This is a genomic window from Streptomyces sp. NPDC090119, assembly GCF_044747085.1.
In the GTDB taxonomy this organism is placed as follows: Bacteria; Actinomycetota; Actinomycetes; order Streptomycetales; family Streptomycetaceae; genus Streptomyces.
Genome location: NZ_JBIVDK010000002.1, coordinates 562194 through 579305 on the forward strand (window position 1 = coordinate 562194; position 17112 = coordinate 579305).

At 72.2% G+C, this 17112-nt stretch carries 15 protein-coding genes; 10 read left to right on the forward strand and 5 right to left on the reverse strand.

Features of this window, described 5'->3' with window-relative positions; translation table 11 throughout:
• Window positions 1-92: 92 nt before the first annotated feature.
• On the reverse strand, window positions 93-587 hold the full coding sequence (locus tag ACIPPM_RS09950; protein WP_350899801.1) for a DUF3145 domain-containing protein: 495 nt from the start codon (window positions 585-587) through the stop codon (window positions 93-95).
• A gap of 266 nt (window positions 588-853) precedes the next feature.
• On the opposite strand from ACIPPM_RS09950, the gene ACIPPM_RS09955 reads away from it, so the two are divergent.
• Together ACIPPM_RS09955 and ACIPPM_RS09960 are read left to right on the forward strand one after the other, a co-directional pair.
• Window positions 854-1729 carry an SGNH/GDSL hydrolase family protein gene (locus tag ACIPPM_RS09955; RefSeq protein ID WP_401445279.1) on the forward strand — a complete coding sequence of 292 codons (876 nt, stop codon included), beginning with the start codon at window positions 854-856 and terminating at the stop codon, window positions 1727-1729.
• Window positions 1730-1750: 21 nt separating this feature from the next.
• Window positions 1751-2722 (forward strand): aldose epimerase family protein, encoded by a 972-nt coding sequence (locus ACIPPM_RS09960; protein WP_401445281.1) that lies wholly within the window; start codon window positions 1751-1753, stop codon window positions 2720-2722.
• A gap of 173 nt (window positions 2723-2895) precedes the next feature.
• On the opposite strand, the gene ACIPPM_RS09965 is transcribed toward ACIPPM_RS09960, so the two are convergent.
• Both ACIPPM_RS09965 and ACIPPM_RS09970 read right to left on the reverse strand, forming a co-directional pair.
• Entirely contained in the window at window positions 2896-3684 is a 789-nt protein-coding gene (locus tag ACIPPM_RS09965) for an EI24 domain-containing protein (protein ID WP_401445284.1), read from the reverse strand.
• A 29-nt stretch (window positions 3685-3713) separates the two neighbouring features.
• Window positions 3714-4166, reverse strand: a complete 453-nt coding sequence (locus ACIPPM_RS09970; RefSeq protein ID WP_401445288.1) for a MarR family winged helix-turn-helix transcriptional regulator — start codon at window positions 4164-4166, stop codon at window positions 3714-3716.
• Window positions 4167-4260: 94 nt separating this feature from the next.
• On the opposite strand from ACIPPM_RS09970, the gene ACIPPM_RS09975 reads away from it, so the two are divergent.
• Window positions 4261-5283 (forward strand): NADP-dependent oxidoreductase, encoded by a 1023-nt coding sequence (locus ACIPPM_RS09975; protein WP_401445290.1) that lies wholly within the window; start codon window positions 4261-4263, stop codon window positions 5281-5283.
• 105 nt (window positions 5284-5388) lie between these two features.
• Here the strand turns inward: ACIPPM_RS09975 and ACIPPM_RS09980 are convergent, their stop codons facing one another.
• Together ACIPPM_RS09980 and ACIPPM_RS09985 are read right to left on the reverse strand one after the other, a co-directional pair.
• A complete protein-coding gene (locus ACIPPM_RS09980; RefSeq protein ID WP_401445292.1) occupies window positions 5389-6546 on the reverse strand; it encodes a serine hydrolase domain-containing protein in 1158 nt (385 codons plus the stop codon).
• 279 nt (window positions 6547-6825) lie between these two features.
• Entirely contained in the window at window positions 6826-7662 is an 837-nt protein-coding gene (locus ACIPPM_RS09985) for a hypothetical protein (protein ID WP_401445294.1), read from the reverse strand.
• 201 nt (window positions 7663-7863) lie between these two features.
• Between ACIPPM_RS09985 and ACIPPM_RS09990 the strand changes: the two genes are divergently transcribed.
• The 7 genes from ACIPPM_RS09990 (at window position 7864) to ACIPPM_RS10020 (ending at window position 16972) form a co-directional block, all read left to right on the forward strand.
• Entirely contained in the window at window positions 7864-9021 is a 1158-nt protein-coding gene (locus ACIPPM_RS09990) for a mandelate racemase/muconate lactonizing enzyme family protein (protein WP_401445296.1), read from the forward strand.
• Entirely contained in the window at window positions 9018-10007 is a 990-nt protein-coding gene (locus tag ACIPPM_RS09995) for a zinc-binding dehydrogenase (RefSeq protein WP_401445298.1), read from the forward strand. The genes ACIPPM_RS09990 and ACIPPM_RS09995 overlap by 4 nt, the downstream gene beginning before the upstream one ends.
• An 82-nt stretch (window positions 10008-10089) precedes the next feature.
• Entirely contained in the window at window positions 10090-11058 is a 969-nt protein-coding gene (locus tag ACIPPM_RS10000) for a hypothetical protein (protein WP_401445301.1), read from the forward strand.
• Window positions 11059-11132: 74 nt separating this feature from the next.
• Window positions 11133-12251 carry a multiple monosaccharide ABC transporter substrate-binding protein gene (gene chvE, locus ACIPPM_RS10005; protein WP_401445303.1) on the forward strand — a complete coding sequence of 373 codons (1119 nt, stop codon included), beginning with the start codon at window positions 11133-11135 and terminating at the stop codon, window positions 12249-12251.
• Complete coding sequence (gene mmsA / locus ACIPPM_RS10010; protein WP_401445305.1) at window positions 12251-13825, forward strand: multiple monosaccharide ABC transporter ATP-binding protein; 1575 nt, start codon at window positions 12251-12253, stop codon at window positions 13823-13825. The genes chvE and mmsA overlap by 1 nt, the downstream gene beginning before the upstream one ends.
• Window positions 13826-13847: 22 nt before the next feature.
• Window positions 13848-15080, forward strand: a complete 1233-nt coding sequence (mmsB, locus tag ACIPPM_RS10015) for a multiple monosaccharide ABC transporter permease (RefSeq protein WP_401445308.1) — start codon at window positions 13848-13850, stop codon at window positions 15078-15080.
• A gap of 119 nt (window positions 15081-15199) precedes the next feature.
• Entirely contained in the window at window positions 15200-16972 is a 1773-nt protein-coding gene (locus ACIPPM_RS10020) for a pyridoxal phosphate-dependent aminotransferase (protein ID WP_401445310.1), read from the forward strand.
• Window positions 16973-17112 lie beyond the last annotated feature (140 nt).

The following is a 17112-nucleotide window of genomic DNA, read 5'->3' on the forward strand; positions in this document are numbered from 1 at the left end:
TCGTCGCCGGGTGCGGGAGCGTGGTGGCTTGTCGCGCAGTTCCCCGCGCCCCTGGGGTCGGCTGCCCCTGACCCCCGCCGAGAAGAGCTCGCTCAGACGACCTGGTGCAGCCAGCGGACCGGGGCGCCCTCGCCGGCGTGGCGGAAGGTCTCCAGTTCGTCGTCCCAGGGCTTGCCGAGGAGCTTGGACAGCTCGGCCTCGAGGTCGGTCTCGCCCTGTCTGCTGCGCTGGAGGGCGGCGCGCAGCCGGTCCTCGGGGATGAGGATGTCGCCGTGGATGCCGGTGACGGCGTGGAAGATGCCGAGTTCGGGGGTGCAGCTGTAGCGCTCGCCCTCGGCGGCGGCGGAGGGCTCGGCGGTGACCTCGAAGCGGAGCAGCTGCCAGCCGCGCAGCGCGGAGGCGAGCTTGGAGGCGGTGGCCGCCTCGCCCTGCCAGGAGAACTCGGAGCGCCAGGTGCCGGGGGCGGCGGGCTGCCTGATCCAGTCCAGGCTGACGCGCGTGCCCAGCACCCCGGCGATGGCCCACTCGACATGCGGGCACAGCGCGCGCGGCGCGGAGTGCACGTACAGAACTCCACGTGTCGTCACCGGAACCTCCGGGCTGAGCGGGACATCTTGCGGGCTGGCTGAGCGGCCGTGACGCGACGGCCGCGTTGATGGCGAGGCTACCCTGCGGGGATGCAAGGAGTGTGACGTACCGTCGGTCCCGGTGCCAGGAATCCTCCGCCATTCACCCAGGGGGACGCTTGTACGGGGGTGTGACGTTCCCTCCTGGCCGGACGGGAACCCTCGCACGTTGTGCAGGGTGGGCGTACCGGCGGTCGGTGCGCGGACGAGCGAGGGGACCTGCGGGGATGCGGAAACCAGGCCACCGGGCGCGAGCCGTCCTCGCCGTGCTGACGGCGGCCGTGCTGGCGACGGGGTGTGACTCCATCCGGGGCGACGGCGCGGGTACGGGCGTGTCCCGGCCCGCCGCGAAGCCCTCGCCGGTGTGGAACGCGCACCCGGACTCGATCGCGGCGGTGGGTGATTCGATCACCCGTGGCTTCGACGCGTGCCAGGTGCTCTCGGACTGCCCCAGCGTCTCCTGGGCGACCGGCGGGGACGCGGCGGTGGACAGTCTGGCGGTGCGGCTGCTGGGCAGGCAGGGCGCGGCCGAGCGCGGCTGGAACTACGCGGTGACCGGCGCCCGGATGGCGGACCTGCCCGGCCAGGTGGCGCAGGCGGCCACGCGCAGGCCGGAGCTGGTGACGGTGATGGTGGGCGCCAACGACGCCTGCCGCCGGTCGGTGTCGGCGATGACCCCGGTGGCGGACTTCCGCAGGGACTTCGAGCGGTCGATGGCGGCGCTGCGCGAGGAGCTGCCGAGGACGCAGGTGTACGTGGCGAGCGTGCCGAACCTGCTGCGGCTGTGGTCGGAGGGGCGGGCCGATCCGCTGGGCAAGGAGGTGTGGAAGCTGGGCATCTGCCCGTCCATGCTGCGCGGCGCCGACGACCTGACCGAGGCGGCGACGGTGCGCCGGCAGGAGGTGCAGCGGCGGGTGGAGGCGTACAACGCGGTGCTGGCCGAGGTGTGCGCGAAGGACGAGCGCTGCCGCTCCGACGGCAACGCGGTCTTCGACTACCGCTTCGGCACCGGGCAGTTGAGCCGGTGGGACTGGTTCCACCCGAGCCGGGACGGTCAGGCGAGGCTCGCCGAGATCGCGTACCGGACGGTCACGCGGAGCTGACCGTGACCTAAGGTTTCCCACATGGGCGAACTTTTCGGCACACTTTCCGACGGGACCCCGGTGCATCGCTGGACGCTCGAGCGCGGTGGGGTACGGGTCCGGGTGCTGTCGTACGGCGGGATCGTGCAGTCGGTCGAGGTGCCGGACCGGGAGGGGCGCACCGCTGACGTGGTGCTGGGGTTCCCCTCCGTCGAGGGCTATGTGGACCATCCGGGGCCGTATCTGGGCGCGTTGGTGGGCCGGTACGCCAACCGGATCGCGGGCGGCCGGTTCCCGCTCGACGGGCTGACGTACGCGCTGGCGGTGAACAACGGGCCCAACTCGCTGCACGGCGGTGAGCGCGGCTTCGACCGGTACGTGTGGGCGGCGGAGCCGGTCGCGCACGGGGTGCGGCTGAGCCGGGTCAGCCCGCACGGCGAGGAGGGCTTCCCGGGGCGGCTGGAGGTCTCCGCGACGTACACGCTGGACGAGCGGGGCGCGCTGCGGATCGCCTACGAGGCGGTGACGGACGCGCCGACGGTCGTGAACCTCACCAACCACTCGTACTGGAACCTGGGCGGTTCGGGGCACGCGGGCGGTCAGGAGCTGCGGCTGGACGCCTCGCGGTACACGCCGGTGGACGACGGGCTGATCCCGGTGGGCGAGCCGCTGGACGTGACGGACTCGCGCTTCGACTTCCGCGCGTCCCGCAAGGTCGGCTCGGGGTACGACCACAACTATGTGCTGGACAAGGGCGTGACGGAGGCGGCCGAGGAGGTGGCCGAGCTGTACGACCCGGCGTCGGGGCGGGTGCTGACGGTGGCGACGACCGAGCCCGGCCTGCAGCTGTACACCGCCGACCATCTGGGCGCGCCGTTCGCGCCGGGTGACGGGATCGCGCTGGAGACCCAGCACTTCCCGGACTCCCCCAACCGCCCGGACTTCCCGAGCACCCGGCTGGAGCCGGGCGAGGTGTACCGCTCCGCGACGGTGTACGGCTTCGGGACGCGCTGAGCCGCCCCGGACGTATTCAGCCCCGGTCCGGGGGTCAGGTTCCGGGACCGGGGCTGATGTCGACGGTAGTCCGCGCCGGGCGGCCGGGGCCGTGGTTCGGGGGTCCGGGCGGCTTCCCCTACGAACCCTTCACGCGCGGGTCACGAGTTTGCCGCGTCGGCCGCCGCTCGCGTTCAGGCGGTGACCGGCTGGTCGCTCTCCGCCTGCTCCTCCGCGCGGGGTTCGCCGAGGAGGTCGCGGGTGAGGAGGGTGGCCCCGGCGACCGCGCCGGGCATCAGGAACACCGCGACCACGGGCACCAGGAAGGCGAGGCCCAGCGGGACGCCGAAGCCCCAGGCGAGCATCTTGCGCGAGCGCAGCAGGGCGAGCCGGGCGCGCAGGTCGACGTCCCGGCGCTGGAGGGCGACCGAGGTGAGTTCCTCGGTGAGGAAGAACCCGGTGACGAAGAAGCCGAGGACGGGTACGACGGTCTGGCCGACGACCGGCAGGAAACCGAGCGCGAAGAGGAGGACGCCCCAGACGCAGGCGCGCACCAGGATGCGCAGGCTGTCGCGGGCGGAGATCCACAGCTCACGCCACATGGGCCGGTCGGAGCTGGGCGCGGTGCCGTCGGGCGAGACGTCGGCGTCGGTCCGCTCGGACAGGCTCTCGTAGAAGGGCTGGCCGATCAGCAGGGTGGCCGCGGTGAAGGTGAGGACGGCCAGCAGCAGGCCGAGCGCGAACAGGACGACGGCGAGGAAGCCCCGGAAGAGGCCCTGCCAGGGGCTGGACCAGTCGTCGGCGAACGGGGTCGCCCAGGAGACGGCGTCCGTGCCCCACAGGGCGAGCGCGACCAGCGCCGCCACATAGAGGACGAGGGTGATCAGGCCGGGCAGCAGCCCGAAGCCGTACTGCCGTCCATGCCGGGCCACCCACCGCTGACCGGCCAGGAGATGCCGGAACCCCACCCCGAAGTCACGCATGGCGGGGACTTTACCCCCAGCCGAGGGTTTCAGGCGTCCAGCATCCGGCGCAGCAGGTCGCGCAGGGAGGAGCGTTCGGCGGTGGAGAGGCCGGCCAGGGGTTCGCGGGCGAAGCGCAGGCCCTCGCGCAGTTCGCGGGCGACCCGCAGGCCCTCGTCGGTGGCGGCGGCGAGCTTGATCCGGCGGTCGGCGGGGTCGGGGCGGCGCTCGACCAGGCCGCGCGTCTCCAGCCGGTCCACGATCCCGGTCACGTTGGACGGCTCGCACTTCAGCCGGTGGGCGAGCTTGCGCATGGGCAGCGGCTGCAGGGCGAGGAGGCTGAGCAGGCGGGCCTGGGGTCCGGTGAGCGTGTGGGTGGCCGCGGCCTCCTCGTAGTCCGCGTGGAAGCGGGCCACGACGTCGCCGATCAGCTCGACGACCTCCATGGTCAGGGGGTCGGCGGCGCGGTGACGGGTGGCGGGACGCGGCGGCTGGGTGGACATGCCGTCCAGGATACCGGGTTACTTGACATCATGAAATATTCAGGCGCATGGTTGTTTCAGGTACTGAAGTAGTTTGAGGAAGAGAGCCCCCCACATGTCCGACTCCCCCACCCTTCCCGCCGTGAGCCGTGAGTGGCACCTGCTGGAGCGCCCGGTCGGCTGGCCCGAGCCCGAGGACTTCGCGCTCGTCGAGGTGCCGATGCCGGTACCCGGCGAGGGCCAGGTGCTGGTGCGGAACGAATACCTCTCGGTGGACCCGTACATGCGGGGCCGGATGAGTGCCGCGAAGTCCTACTCCGCCCCGTTCGGGCTGGGTGAGCCGATGGAGGGCGGCGCGGTGGGCGTGGTCGTCGCCTCCGACGTCGACGGCATCGCGGTCGGCGACCACCTGCTGCACTTCCTCGGCTGGCGCGAGTACGCCGCGGTGGACGCCAAGAAGGCCGTCAAGGTCGACCCGGACGCCGCGCCGCTCTCCACCTACCTCGGGGTGCTCGGCATGACCGGCCTGACCGCGTACGCCGGTCTGCTGCGCACCGCCGGGTTCAAGGAGGGCGACGTCGTCTTCGTGTCCGGCGCGGCCGGTGCGGTGGGCAGCCAGGTCGGGCAGCTCGCGAAGCTCAAGGGCGCCTCGCGGGTCATCGGCTCGGCCGGGTCCGACGACAAGGTCCGGCTGCTGGTGGACGAGTACGGCTTCGACGCCGCGTTCAACTACAAGGACGGCCCGGTGGCCGAGCAGCTCCGCGAGGCCGCCCCGGACGGCATCGACGTGTACTTCGACAACGTCGGCGGCGACCACCTGCAGGCCGCGATCGGCGAACTCAACCTGAACGGCCGGATCGCCATCTGCGGTGCCATCTCGGTCTACAACAACACCGAGCCCGCCCCCGGCCCGAACAACCTCACCCGGCTGATCCAGACCCGCGGCCGCATCGAGGGCTTCCTCGTCGGCGACCACTACGACCTCCAGCCGGACTTCGTCCGCGAGGTCGGCCCCTGGGTCGCCTCGGGCGAGCTGAAGTACCGCGAGACGGTCGTGGACGGCATCCAGAACATGGTGGACGCGTTCCTCGGCATGCTGCGCGGCGAGAACACCGGGAAGATGATCGTCAAGCTCTGAGCCCGGCCGGTGACTTCTCGCCGGTACCGGTCGTTGGACCTCGCGGAGGCCGCATCCCTGGACGTGGGGTGCGGCCTCCGCCATGTGTCCGCCCGGCGGCCCGGCTCAGCCGCCGAGCGCCGCCCGGTGCACCGCGGCCGCCAGCCGGTCGTTCTCCGGGGCCGCGCCGCCGGGGTAGGCGAAGCGGCGGCGGGTGTAGCCGTAGGCGAGGCCCGCGCGCGGGTCGGCGAACGCCTGCGAGCCCGCCGCGCCGCAGTGGCCGACGGTGCCCGCGCCGAGGAACGGGTGCCAGACGTCGGCCGTGCACTCGAAGCCGAGGCCGAACACCCCGTGAGCGCGGTTCACCAGGTCGTGGCCGACCGAGTGCGGCTGCCCGAACTCCGCGAGGGTGTCGCTCTTCAGCAGCGGCGCCTTCTCGTCCACCTCGCTGATCATCGCCGCGTACATCCCGGCCAGACCGCGCGCCGAGGCGACACCGCCCACGGATGCCGGGCCGCTCGCGCGGACGGCGCGGTCGTTCGGCAGCGACGGCAGGTCGGTGGGGTCCGGGGCGTGCTGGTTGGTGGCGATGGACGGGAGGGAGTGCGGGCCGGTGCGGCGCAGTTCGGCCTCCGCCTGCTGGGCCGGGGTGGGCACCATCGGCTGGGTGCCGCGGAAGCGGGGCTCGCGCGAGGCGGGCAGGCCGAGGTGGAAGTCCAGGCCGTAGGGGACGCGGACCCGCTCCTCGTACAGCTCCTGGATGGTGTGGCCGGTGGCGCGGCGGACCACCTCGCCGGTGAGGGCGCCGATCGTCAGCGCGTGGTAGCCGAAGGCGGTGCCGGGGCGCCAGAACGGGCGCTGGTCGGCGAGGCGTTCGGCGAGCGCCCGGTCGTCGGCCAGCTCGGCCGCGCTGAAGCCGGTGTCGGTGCCGACCAGTCCGGCGCGGTGCGCGAGCAGGTCGCGCAGGGTGAGGGTGCCCTTCCCCTCGACGCCGAACTCGGGCCAGTAGTAGGTGATCCTGCGGTCCAGTTCCAGGGTGCCGTCCTGGACCAGCAGGGCCGTGACCAGGTGGGCGGCGCCCTTGGTGGAGGAGAACACGGCGTACAGCGAGCCGCCGTCGACGTCCTCACCGGCCCACAGGTCGACGACCCGGCGGCCGTCCACATAGGCGCACAACTGGCCTTCGTAGTCCGGCTGTTCACCGGCGACGAAGGCGGTGAACTCCTCGCGTACCGCCTCGAATCCGTCGGCGACCGTGCCCTGGACGGTGCTGTTCTGCCTCATCCGTTCTCCTCAACTGAGCCGCTGCTCGCTGCTCGTCCTCGCACGGCGCCGGGCCCGGCCGACGCATTCCGAGGTCGTGTACGGCGAGATGTACCTGTTCGACTCAACCGCCGCGGGGCCCGCTCGGTGTCACCGTCGCCCCCGGAAGGCCGAGGGCACGGGGACCGGGGCGTCGCACGGCCGTCCACCGGAGCACGGGCGGGCGGGTCTCGTCGGGGTCCGCCTACCCGCGACCTGGCCGCCCACCACACGTCATGACGTGTGGTGGGCGGATCGGGACTAGGCGCACCACCACAGGAAGCGGTCGCAGGTCTTGGTGGGGGTGGGGGCCGGGGTGGGTTTCGCGGTGGTGGGGGCCGCGGTCGGGGTGGGGGTGGGTTTCGCGGGAGCGGGGTCGGCGGGGGCCGGGGCCGGGTTCCGGGGGGTGGTGGCGGCGGGGCGCTCGGTGGTCGGGGTGGCCGACGGGGTCTCGGACGCCTTCTTGGAGGCCGACTCGGAGGGGGACGCGGAGGGCGAGTCCGAGGGGGAGGCCGAGGCATCGGCGGTGCTGGACGCGCCGGGCGAGGCGTCGGCGGGCGGGGCGCCGGTCGGGTCCGGGGAGGCGGAGGCCGCGCCGCCGTCCGGGGAGGCGTCGGAGGACGCGGGCCGGTCGAAGGAGAAGGGCGCGTCGGTGCCGAGTTCGGCGAGGCTCAGCGCGGCCGCCGCCAGCACGAACCCGGTCACCACCAGGAGGGTGCGGCGCCTGCGGCGGCGGTGCGCGGCGGCCTTGCGGTCGCGGCGGCTGCCGTCGAAGGCGGGGTCCGGGGCTTCGGACGCCTCGTCGGGGTCGGTGTCCTCGGGGGCGGCGGGTTCGGTGGGCGGCTCGTACGCGCCGCGCCGGTCTGCCTGCCGGGGCACCTTCGGCTGCTCGGGGGCGGCGGGGGCGTCCGAGCCGTAGGGAGCGGCAGGGGTGTCCGACCCGTAGGGGGCGGTGGGGGTGCTCTGCCCGTAGGGGTCCGCCGCCGTGGCCGCGGGGACGGTGGCGACCGGCGTGACGGCTGTCAGCACGGGGGCGCCGCAGCCTGGGCAGGCCAGGGCGCCGTTGAGGTGCCGTCGGCACGGGTGGCAGTAGTCCATGACGCGGGAAGACTAGATTCCACTCGGGCCCCGTTCCTAGATGCCGCTGTGAAGGTTTGGTGCGGGAGAGGCCGCTGCGAACACGCCTTTGCCGGAACCGTTACGTGTTCGCCCCATTGACACCCCCCACACCCCCTCCCTACTGTCACGCCAGCATTTCGAACGCATGACGAAATTTCGAACACCGAGGGGTGGACGGGCGTGCGTATCACCGGAATCAGCACCCATGTGGTCGGCACACCATGGCGCAATCTGACCTATGTGCAGGTCCACACGGACGAGGGGCTCACCGGGGTCGGCGAGACCCGGATGCTCGGCCATACCGACGCCCTGCTCGGCTACTTGCGGGAGGCCGAGGCCAACCACATAGCGGGCTCGGACCCGCTCGCCGTGGAGGACCTGGTGCGCCGGATGAAGTACGGCGACTTCGGGCGGGCCGGTGAGATCGTGATGTCCGGGATCGCGGTGGTCGAGATGGCCTGCTGGGACATCAAGGGCAAGGCGCTCGGCGTACCGGTGTGGCAGTTGCTCGGCGGGAAGGTGACCGACCGGGTCAAGGCGTACGCGAACGGCTGGTACACCACCGAGCGCACCCCGGAGGCGTACCACCAGGCGGCCCGCGCGGTGGTGGCGCGGGGTTACCGGGCGCTGAAGATCGACCCGTTCGGCACCGGTCACTTCGAGCTGGACCACGAGCGCAGCCGGTACGCGGTCTCCCTGATCGAGGCGGTACGCGACGCGATCGGGCCGGACACCGAGCTGATGCTGGAGATGCACGGCCGGTTCTCCCCCGCCACCGCGATCCGGCTCGCCCGCGAGCTGGCGCCCTTCGACCCCGCGTGGCTGGAGGAGCCGGTGCCGCCGGAGAACCTGAAGGCGCTGGAGAAGGTGGCCGCCAAGGTGGACGTCCCGGTCGCCACCGGGGAGCGGATGCACGACCGGATCGAGTTCCGGGAGCTGTTCGAGAGCCAGGCGGCGGACATCATCCAGCCCGACGTCGGCCACATCGGCGGCATCTGGGAGACCCGCAAGCTGGCCGCGACCGCCGAGGCCCACTACGTCCTCGTCGCCCCGCACAACGTGGGCGGCCCGGTCCTCACCGCCGCCTCGCTCCATGTCGGCTTCAGCACACCGAACTTCAAGATCCTGGAGCACTTCAACGATTTCGCCGACGCGGAGATCAAGAACGTGGTGAAGGGCGCCCCCGAGGTGGTCGACGGTTACTTCCAGCTCTCCGACGCCCCCGGCCTCGGCGTCGAGCTGGACACCGACGCGGCGGCCGAGTTCCCGCAGCAGCAGGCCCGGTTCGACCTGTGGGCCGAGGGCTGGGAGCGGCGTCGGCCGAAGGGGACGCGGTGAGCGTACAAGTGGTGGTGGAGGGGCCCGGCACGCACCGGCTTGAGCCGCACACACCCCGCCCACCCGGCCCCGGCGAGGCGCTGGTCGCCGTGCACGCGGTGGGGATCTGCGGCAGCGACCGCGAGCTGTACCGGGGCAACCGGCCCGCGCCGTACGTGCGTTACCCCGTGGTCCCCGGCCATGAGTGGTCCGGCACGGTACGGGAGGTGGGCGCCGGGGTGCCGGAGCGGCTGCTCGGCCGCAAGGTGGTGGGCGAGGGCTTCCGCAACTGCCAGGTGTGCGCCCGCTGCCATGCGGGCGAGACCACGCTGTGCGAGGCGGGGTACGAGGAGACCGGCTTCACCCACCCCGGCGCGATGGCCCCCACCCTCACCCTGCCGGCCCGGCTGCTGCACCCCCTGCCCGACGACGCCGACCTCACCGCGGCCGCCCTGCTGGAGCCCGCCGCCTGTGTCGCGGCCGCCGCCCTGCTGGCCGACGCCCGGCCGGGCGAGCGGGTCGCGGTGGTCGGCACGGGGACGCTGGGAATGCTCGCGGTGCGGTTCCTCGCGGCGGTCTCCCCGCGCGAGCTGCTGGTGGTGGGCCTGGACCGTGAACGGGAAGCTCTGGCAAAGGAGTTCGGTGCCACGGACTTCGCGCTGAGCGGACCGGACCTGCCCGGTGGCTACGACGTGGTGATCGAGGCCGCGGGCTCCGCCGAGGCCGCGAGTACGGCCGCCGCCCTGCTCCGGCGCGGCGGGCGCCTGGTCCTGACCGGCATTCCGGCGCCGGGTGCCGTCGGCCTGGACCCGGCCGACCTCGTCCTGCGGCGGCTGGAGGTGCGCACGGTCTTCGGGGCGCCCCCGGCCGCCTGGGCGCACGCGGTCCGGCTGTTCGGCGCCGGGCTGCTGGACCCCCTGCCCCTGGTGTCGCACCGGCTGCCGCTGACCGAGTTCGCGCGGGCGGTCGCGGAGAAGGGCCCCGGAAAGGTGCTGCTGCTGCCCTGACCCGGCGTACGAGCGTCCCTTAGGGGCCCTTCCGCCCGAAGATCCGAACTCTGTCCGGCATACCGAACACGAAGGGCAGCCCGTGACCGACCTTTCCGCCCCGGCAGTCCGCAGGCCCGGTGAGCAGGCGCTCGCCGCTCTGGGTCTTGCCGCGCCCGCCCCCGACCCCGCCGACGCCTCCCCGCACCGCTTTCCGGGCGGCGGGAGCTGGCGTACCGAGATCCCGTCGTGCGAGGGGCCCGAGGCGCTGGCCGTCGTGCTGGCCGAGGCGGCGCGGCTGGACGTGCCGGTGCACCGGATCAGCCAGGGCAGCGGCGTCTGGATGCTCACGGACGCCGAGATCACCGAGATGGCCGGGGCGACCCGCGAGCATGGCATCGAGCTGTGTCTGTTCACCGGGCCGCGCGGCACCTGGGACACCGGCGGCGCGGTGCGTTCCGACTCGGGCGGCGGCGGCCCGCGCGCCCGGGGTCACGACGCGGTGGCCGGCTGTGTCGAGGACGCGGTGCGCGCGACCGAACTGGGCGTGCGCTGCCTGCTGGTGGCCGACGAGGGCGTGCTGTGGGCGCTGCACCGGGCGCGGGAGTCGGGGGTGCTCCCGGCGGACACCACGCTGAAGGTCTCCGCGCTGATCGGGCCGGTCAACCCGGTGTCCTACGCGGTGTTCGAGCGGCTGGGCGCCGACTCGATCAACGTGCCCGGCGATCTCACCCTCGCCCATCTCACCGAGATCCGCCGGGTGTCCGGCGCTCCCATGGACATGTACATCGAGGCGCCGGACGACCTCGGCGGCCAGGTGCGGATGTACGAGGTGGCCGAGCTGATCCGGCGCGGCGCCCCGCTGTATCTGAAGTTCGGCCTGTCCCGCGCGCCCGGCATCTACCCCTGGGGCGCCCACCTGAGGAGCGTCGCCCTGGACACCGCGCGGGAGCGGGTACGGCGCGGCCGATTGGTCCTCGACCTGCTCGCCCGGCACGGCGCCGACCACGGCATGGCCCCGCTCGGCAGCCGCCTCCCCGGCCCCCTGCACCGCTTCCCCACGACCGCGTGACCCCGCTCCACCGCACGGCCCGACCCGCTCAACGCCGAGATTCCGCACGCCGAGACGACCAAGGACGGTTCCCCATGCGCGACCGGTACACCGCACGCCCCCGCAGAGTCGCCCTCGCCGCGACCGCCGTACTCGCCCTCACCCTGACCGCCTGCGGGCAGAGCGGTGAGGGCGGGAGTGAAGACAAGGGCGGTGACGCCAAGGGCGGCACCATCGGCGTCGCCATGCCGACCAAGTCCTCCGAGCGCTGGATCTCGGACGGCGCCAACGTGGTCAAGAACCTGCGCGCCAAGGGCTACAAGACCAAGCTGGTCTACGGCGAGGACGACCCGGACCAGCAAGTCGCCCAGATCGAGAACCTGATCACCCAGGGCGTCAAGGGCCTGATCATCGCGGCGATCGACAACAAGTCGCTGAACAACGTGCTCCAGGAGGCCGCCGACGCGCACATCCCGGTCATCGCCTACGACCGGCTGATCCTCGGCTCCAAGAACGTCGACTACTACGCCTCCTTCGACAACGAGAAGGTCGGCGAGCTGCAAGGCACGTACATCACGCACAAGTTGGGGCTGGACAGCGGCAAGAAGGGGCCGTTCTCCATCGAGTTGTTCGCCGGGTCCAACGATGACAACAACACCAAGTACTTCTTCGGCGGCGCGATGAAGGTGCTCCAGCCGTACATCGACAAGAAGCAGCTCGTGGTGAAGTCCGGGCAGACCGCGCTCAACCAGGTCACCACGCTGCGCTGGGACGGCACCACCGCCCAGCACCGCATGGAGGACGTGCTGACCTCGGCGTACCGGTCCGGCCGGGTCGACGCGGTGCTCTCGCCGTACGACGGGATCTCCATCGGCATCCTGTCCGCGCTGAAGTCGGACGGGTACGGCGGGAAGGGCAAGCCGCTGCCGGTCGTCACCGGGCAGGACGCGGAGCTGGCGTCGGTGAAGTCGATCATCGCCGGGGAGCAGACGCAGACGGTCTACAAGGACACCCGCAAGCTCGCCGAGGTCGCCGCGAACATGGTCGACGCCACCCTGGGCGGCAAGAAGCCCGAGGTCAACGACTCCAAGACCTATGACAACGGTGCCAAGGTCGTGCCCGCCTACCTGCTCCAGCCGGTCAGCGTCGACAAGGGCAACTACCGCGAGGTCCTGGTCGACGGCGGCTACTACACCGAGTCCCAGCTCAAGTGATGGCCGAGTCGGATGACTTGAAGAGCACGTCGGCCCCCGTGCTCGAGATGCGCTCGATCGTCAAGACGTTCCCCGGCGTCAAGGCCCTCTCCGACGTCACCCTGACCGTCCGGCCCGGCGAGGTGCACGCCATCTGCGGGGAGAACGGCGCCGGCAAGTCCACCCTGATGAAGGTGCTCTCCGGGGTTCATCCGTACGGCAGTTACGAGGGCGAGGTGCTCTTCGAGGGCGAGGAGTGCCGGTTCCGGGACATCCGGGCCAGTGAGCGGCAGGGCATCGTCATCATCCACCAGGAGCTGGCGCTGGTGCCCTACCTCTCCCTGGCGGAGAACCTGTTCCTCGGCAACGAGCACGCCCGGCGCGGTCTGATCGACTGGCGGGAGACGCTGCGGCACGCCACGAAGCTGCTGCGCCGGGTCGGTCTCGACGAGCATCCGGAGACCCGGGTCGCGGACATCGGGGTCGGCAAGCAGCAGTTGGTGGAGATCGCCAAGGCGCTGGCGAAGTCGGTGCGGCTGCTGATCCTGGACGAGCCGACGGCCGCCCTGAACGACGAGGACAGCGGCAAACTCCTGGATCTCATCCTGGAGTTGAAGGCGCAAGGCATCACCTGCATCGTGATCTCGCACAAGCTGAACGAGATCCGCCGGGTCGCCGACTCGGTCACCGTGCTCCGGGACGGCCGCTCGGTGGAGACGCTGGACGTGCGGGCGGCCGGGACCACCGAGGAGCGGATCATCGCGGGCATGGTCGGCCGCGACCTCGACCACCGCTTCCCCGAACGCCCGCCGCATGAAGCGGAGTCGGGCGCGGCCCCGGCGCTGGAGGTGCGCGGCTGGACCGTACGGCATCCGATCGACCGGCAGCGCAAGGTCGTCGACGACGTGTCGATCGAGGTGCGCCGGGGCGAGATCGTCGGCATCGCCGGGCTGATGGGCGCGGGCCGCACCGAGCTGGCGATGAGCGTGTTCGGCCGCTCCTACGGCCGGTACGCGGGCGGCACGGTGTTCAAGGACGGCCGGGAGATCCGCATCCGGACGGTGGCGGAGGCGGTGGGGCACGGGATCGCGTACGTCACCGAGGACCGCAAGCACTACGGGCTGAACCTCATCGACACCGTGCACCGCAATGTCTCGCTGACCGCGCTCGGCAAGGTGGCCCGGCGCGGGATCGTGGACGAGCACGCGGAGCGGCGGGCGGCGGAGGGGTTCCGTACCGCCATGAACATCAAGGCGCCGACCGTGCTGGAGCCGGTCGGGCGGCTGTCCGGCGGCAACCAGCAGAAGGTCGTCCTCAGCAAGTGGATCTTCGCGGACCCGGACGTGCTGATCCTGGACGAGCCGACGCGGGGCATCGACGTGGGCGCCAAGTACGAGATCTACACCGTGATCGGGCGGCTCGCGGCGGAGGGCCGGGCGGTGGTCTTCATCTCCTCCGAGCTGCCCGAGCTGCTCGGCATGTGCGACCGGATCTACACCATGGCCGCCGGTCGGCTGACCGGCGAGGTGCCACGGGCCGGGGCCACCCAGGAAGCGCTGATGCGCCTGATGACCAGAGACGAAGACGCCCGATGACCAGAGACGAAGAGGTGACGCCATGAGCGCGGACGTGACGGCCCCCGCCCCGCCGGAGCGCGGCGGGCCGCCCGCCGGGCCGGGCGTGCTCCGGCTGATGCTGGACGGCCTGCGCCGCAACATGCGCCAGTACGGGATGGTGATCGCGCTCGGCCTGATCGTGGTCCTGTTCGCGGTGTGGACCGACGGGGACCTGCTGCTGCCGCGCAACGTCTCCAACCTGGTACTGCAGAACAGCTACATCCTGGTACTGGCGATCGGGATGATGATGGTGATCATCTCGGGGCACATCGATCTGTCGGTGGGCTCGCTGACCGCGTTCGTCGGGGCGTTCCTGGCCGTGCTGAACGTACGGAACGACGTGCCCTGGCCGCTGGCGCTGGTGCTGTGTCTGCTGGTGGGCGCGGCGGCGGGGGCGGTGCAGGGGTATCTGATCGCCTATCTCGGTATCCCGTCGTTCATCGTGACGCTCGCCGGGATGCTGCTGTTCCGGGGGCTGACGGAGATCCTGCTGAAGGGGCAGACCCTGGGGCCGTTCCCGGACGGGCTGCAGAAGATCGGCAACGGCTTCCTGCCCGCGTTCGGCCCCGACACCGACTACCACAATCCGACGCTGCTGCTGGGGCTGGTGCTGATCGCGGCCGTGGTCTGGCAGGAGGTCCAAGGCAGGCGCAGGCAGCGGGAGTTCGCGCTCCTGGTGCCGCCGCTGCGGCTGTTCGCGCTGAAGCTGGCCGCGCTGGTCGCCGCGATCCTCGCCCTCACCATGCTGCTCGCCAGTTACAAGGGCGCCCCGATCATCCTGATCGCCCTCGGCGCGCTGGTCGTCGGCTACGGGTACCTCATGCGCAACGCGGTCTTCGGCCGCCATGTCTACGCGATCGGCGGCAACCTGCCCGCGGCGAAGCTGTCCGGGGTGAAGGACAAGAAGGTCACCTTCCTGGTCTTCCTGAACATGGGCGTCCTCGCGGCGCTGGCCGGACTGGTGGTCGCCGCCCGGCTGAACGCGGCCTCGCCGAAGGCGGGCGTCAACTTCGAACTGGAGGCCATCGCCTCGTCGTTCATCGGCGGCGCCTCCATGAGCGGCGGCGTCGGCACGGTCCTCGGCGCGATCATCGGCGGGCTCGTGCTCGGGGTGCTGAACAACGGCATGAACCTGCTGAGCGTCGGCACCGACTGGCAGCAGGTGATCAAGGGGCTCGCGCTGCTGCTGGCGGTCGGCTTCGACGTCTGGAACAAGCGCAGGTCGGGGGCGTGAGGGGCGTACGCCGGGTGAAGTGGCCGGGCTCGGGCTCGGGTTGAACACCACCCCGGAGTCCTCCGTATGCATGGATGGCCCGCGTCCCCCGCGCGGGCCACCCTTCGACGGAGGTCCCCTTGCCTGACAACGTCACCTCGTTGTTCCGCAGCACCGCCGCGCACAGCCCTTCGATGGCGGCGCTGGCGCGGGAGAGCGACGGTACGGGTCCGGTGGACTTCTGCATCCCCTGCAACCCCTATTTCCCGACCCCGGCGATGTTCGAGGAGATGGCGTCCCGGCTGCGCGAGATCATCACGTACTACCCGAGCGGCGCCGACACCATCACGGCCGAGCTGTGCCAGCTGCTCCAACTGCCGCCGCAGTGCGTGGCGATGGGCAACGGCTCGACCGAGCTGATCACCTGGATCGACCATCTGCTGGTCCGCGAGTCGCTCGCGGTGCCGGTACCGACCTTCGGCCGCTGGACCGACCAGCCCATGGAGACCGGCAAGCGGGTCGACATGTTCCCGCTGCCGGAGGCCAACGGTTTCGCGCTGGACCTCGGCCGGTACGCCGAGTTCATCCGGGCGCGGGGCACGCGGGTGGCGGTCATCTGCAACCCCAACAACCCGGACGGCGGCTTCCTGCCCCGGCAGTCGGTGGTGCAGTTCATGGACGCGATGGCCGACCTGGACCTGGTGGTGATCGACGAGTCGTTCCTGGAGTTCGCCGACGCCGAGTCGGAGCCGAGCGTGGTGCAGGAGGCGATGCTCAGACCCAACGTGATCGTGCTGCGCAGCCTCGGCAAGAACTTCGGGCTGCACGGCATCCGGTTCGGCTATCTGGTGGCCAACCCGGGCCTGGCGAACAAGGTCCGCTCGATGCTGCCCAAGTGGAACCTCAACTCCTTCGCCGAGTACGTGGTGTTCATGCTGAAGCAGCACGGCGCCGAGTACACGCAGAGCCTGCTCCAGGTGCGGCGCGACCGGCTGGAGATGGCCAGCCAGTTGTCGGCGCTGCCGGGGCTCACCGTCTATCCCTCGCAGGGCAACTTCCTCTTCGTGCGCCTCCCGCTCGGCGCCGAGGGCACCGTGGTCCGGGACCGGCTGCTCACCGAGCACCGCATCCTGGTCCGCGAGTGCGGCAACAAGATCGGCTCGTCGAGCCGCTTCCTGCGGCTCGTGGTGCGCCCCGAGACCGACGTCCACCGTCTGGTGGCCGGTCTGGAGCAGGTGCTCTACGAGCCCGCCGTGCCCGAGCTGGGCGCCGGGACCAGTTACAGCTCGGGCACGGCGGCGGTGGACCGGCTGGTCGGCGAGACCAACGGGGCCGGAGCCAGGCTGGCCGCACCGGCCACCTCCGGCTCCCCGGTGATCGCCGCCGCCCTGGCCGCCGGTGCCGGCCTGCCGCTCCCCGTCGCCGGACCCCCACCGGGCGGCGGGATGCCGGTACCGGCGGCCCAGCCGGGCCCCGCTCCCCAGCCCGCGTTCCCGCCCCAGGCCGTCCCGCAGCAACCCGTCCCGCAGCAGCCGGTGCCGCAGCGGGCCCCCGCCCCGCCGCCGCAGCCGACGCCGATGGCGCCCCCGGTACCCATGGCACCGCCGCCGGTCCCGGCACCGGCGCCCGCGTCCCCGTACCCGGCGCCCGCACCGGCCGCGGCGGCCGTCGCCCCGGCCCCCATGACCGCGCCCGCCCCCGTCCCCGCGCCCGCCGCCGCCCTCGGCCCGACCCCGCCCGGTGTCCCGGCCCGCGGCGGCCTGACCGCCGCCCAGGTGCGCGGCATGACCGCACCGGGCACCCCCGCCGCCCAGGCGGGCCCCGGCCTCGCCCCGGCCGGCGCCACCGGCTGGCCCAACGCCCAGAGCTGGCCGAACGCGGCGGGCGCGGCCCCGGCGGGCCAGATGGGTTAGCCAGACGGGTCAGGGGGTGTCCTGTCGATCAGACTCGATCGCCCGGCCAGGACCGGCGTACGTCCGTGCGAACCTTTGGTGCGGCGGCGATTTCCGTCTGCTTCACCGGGGCGCCATCCCCCCGTACCGGGTGATTCGCC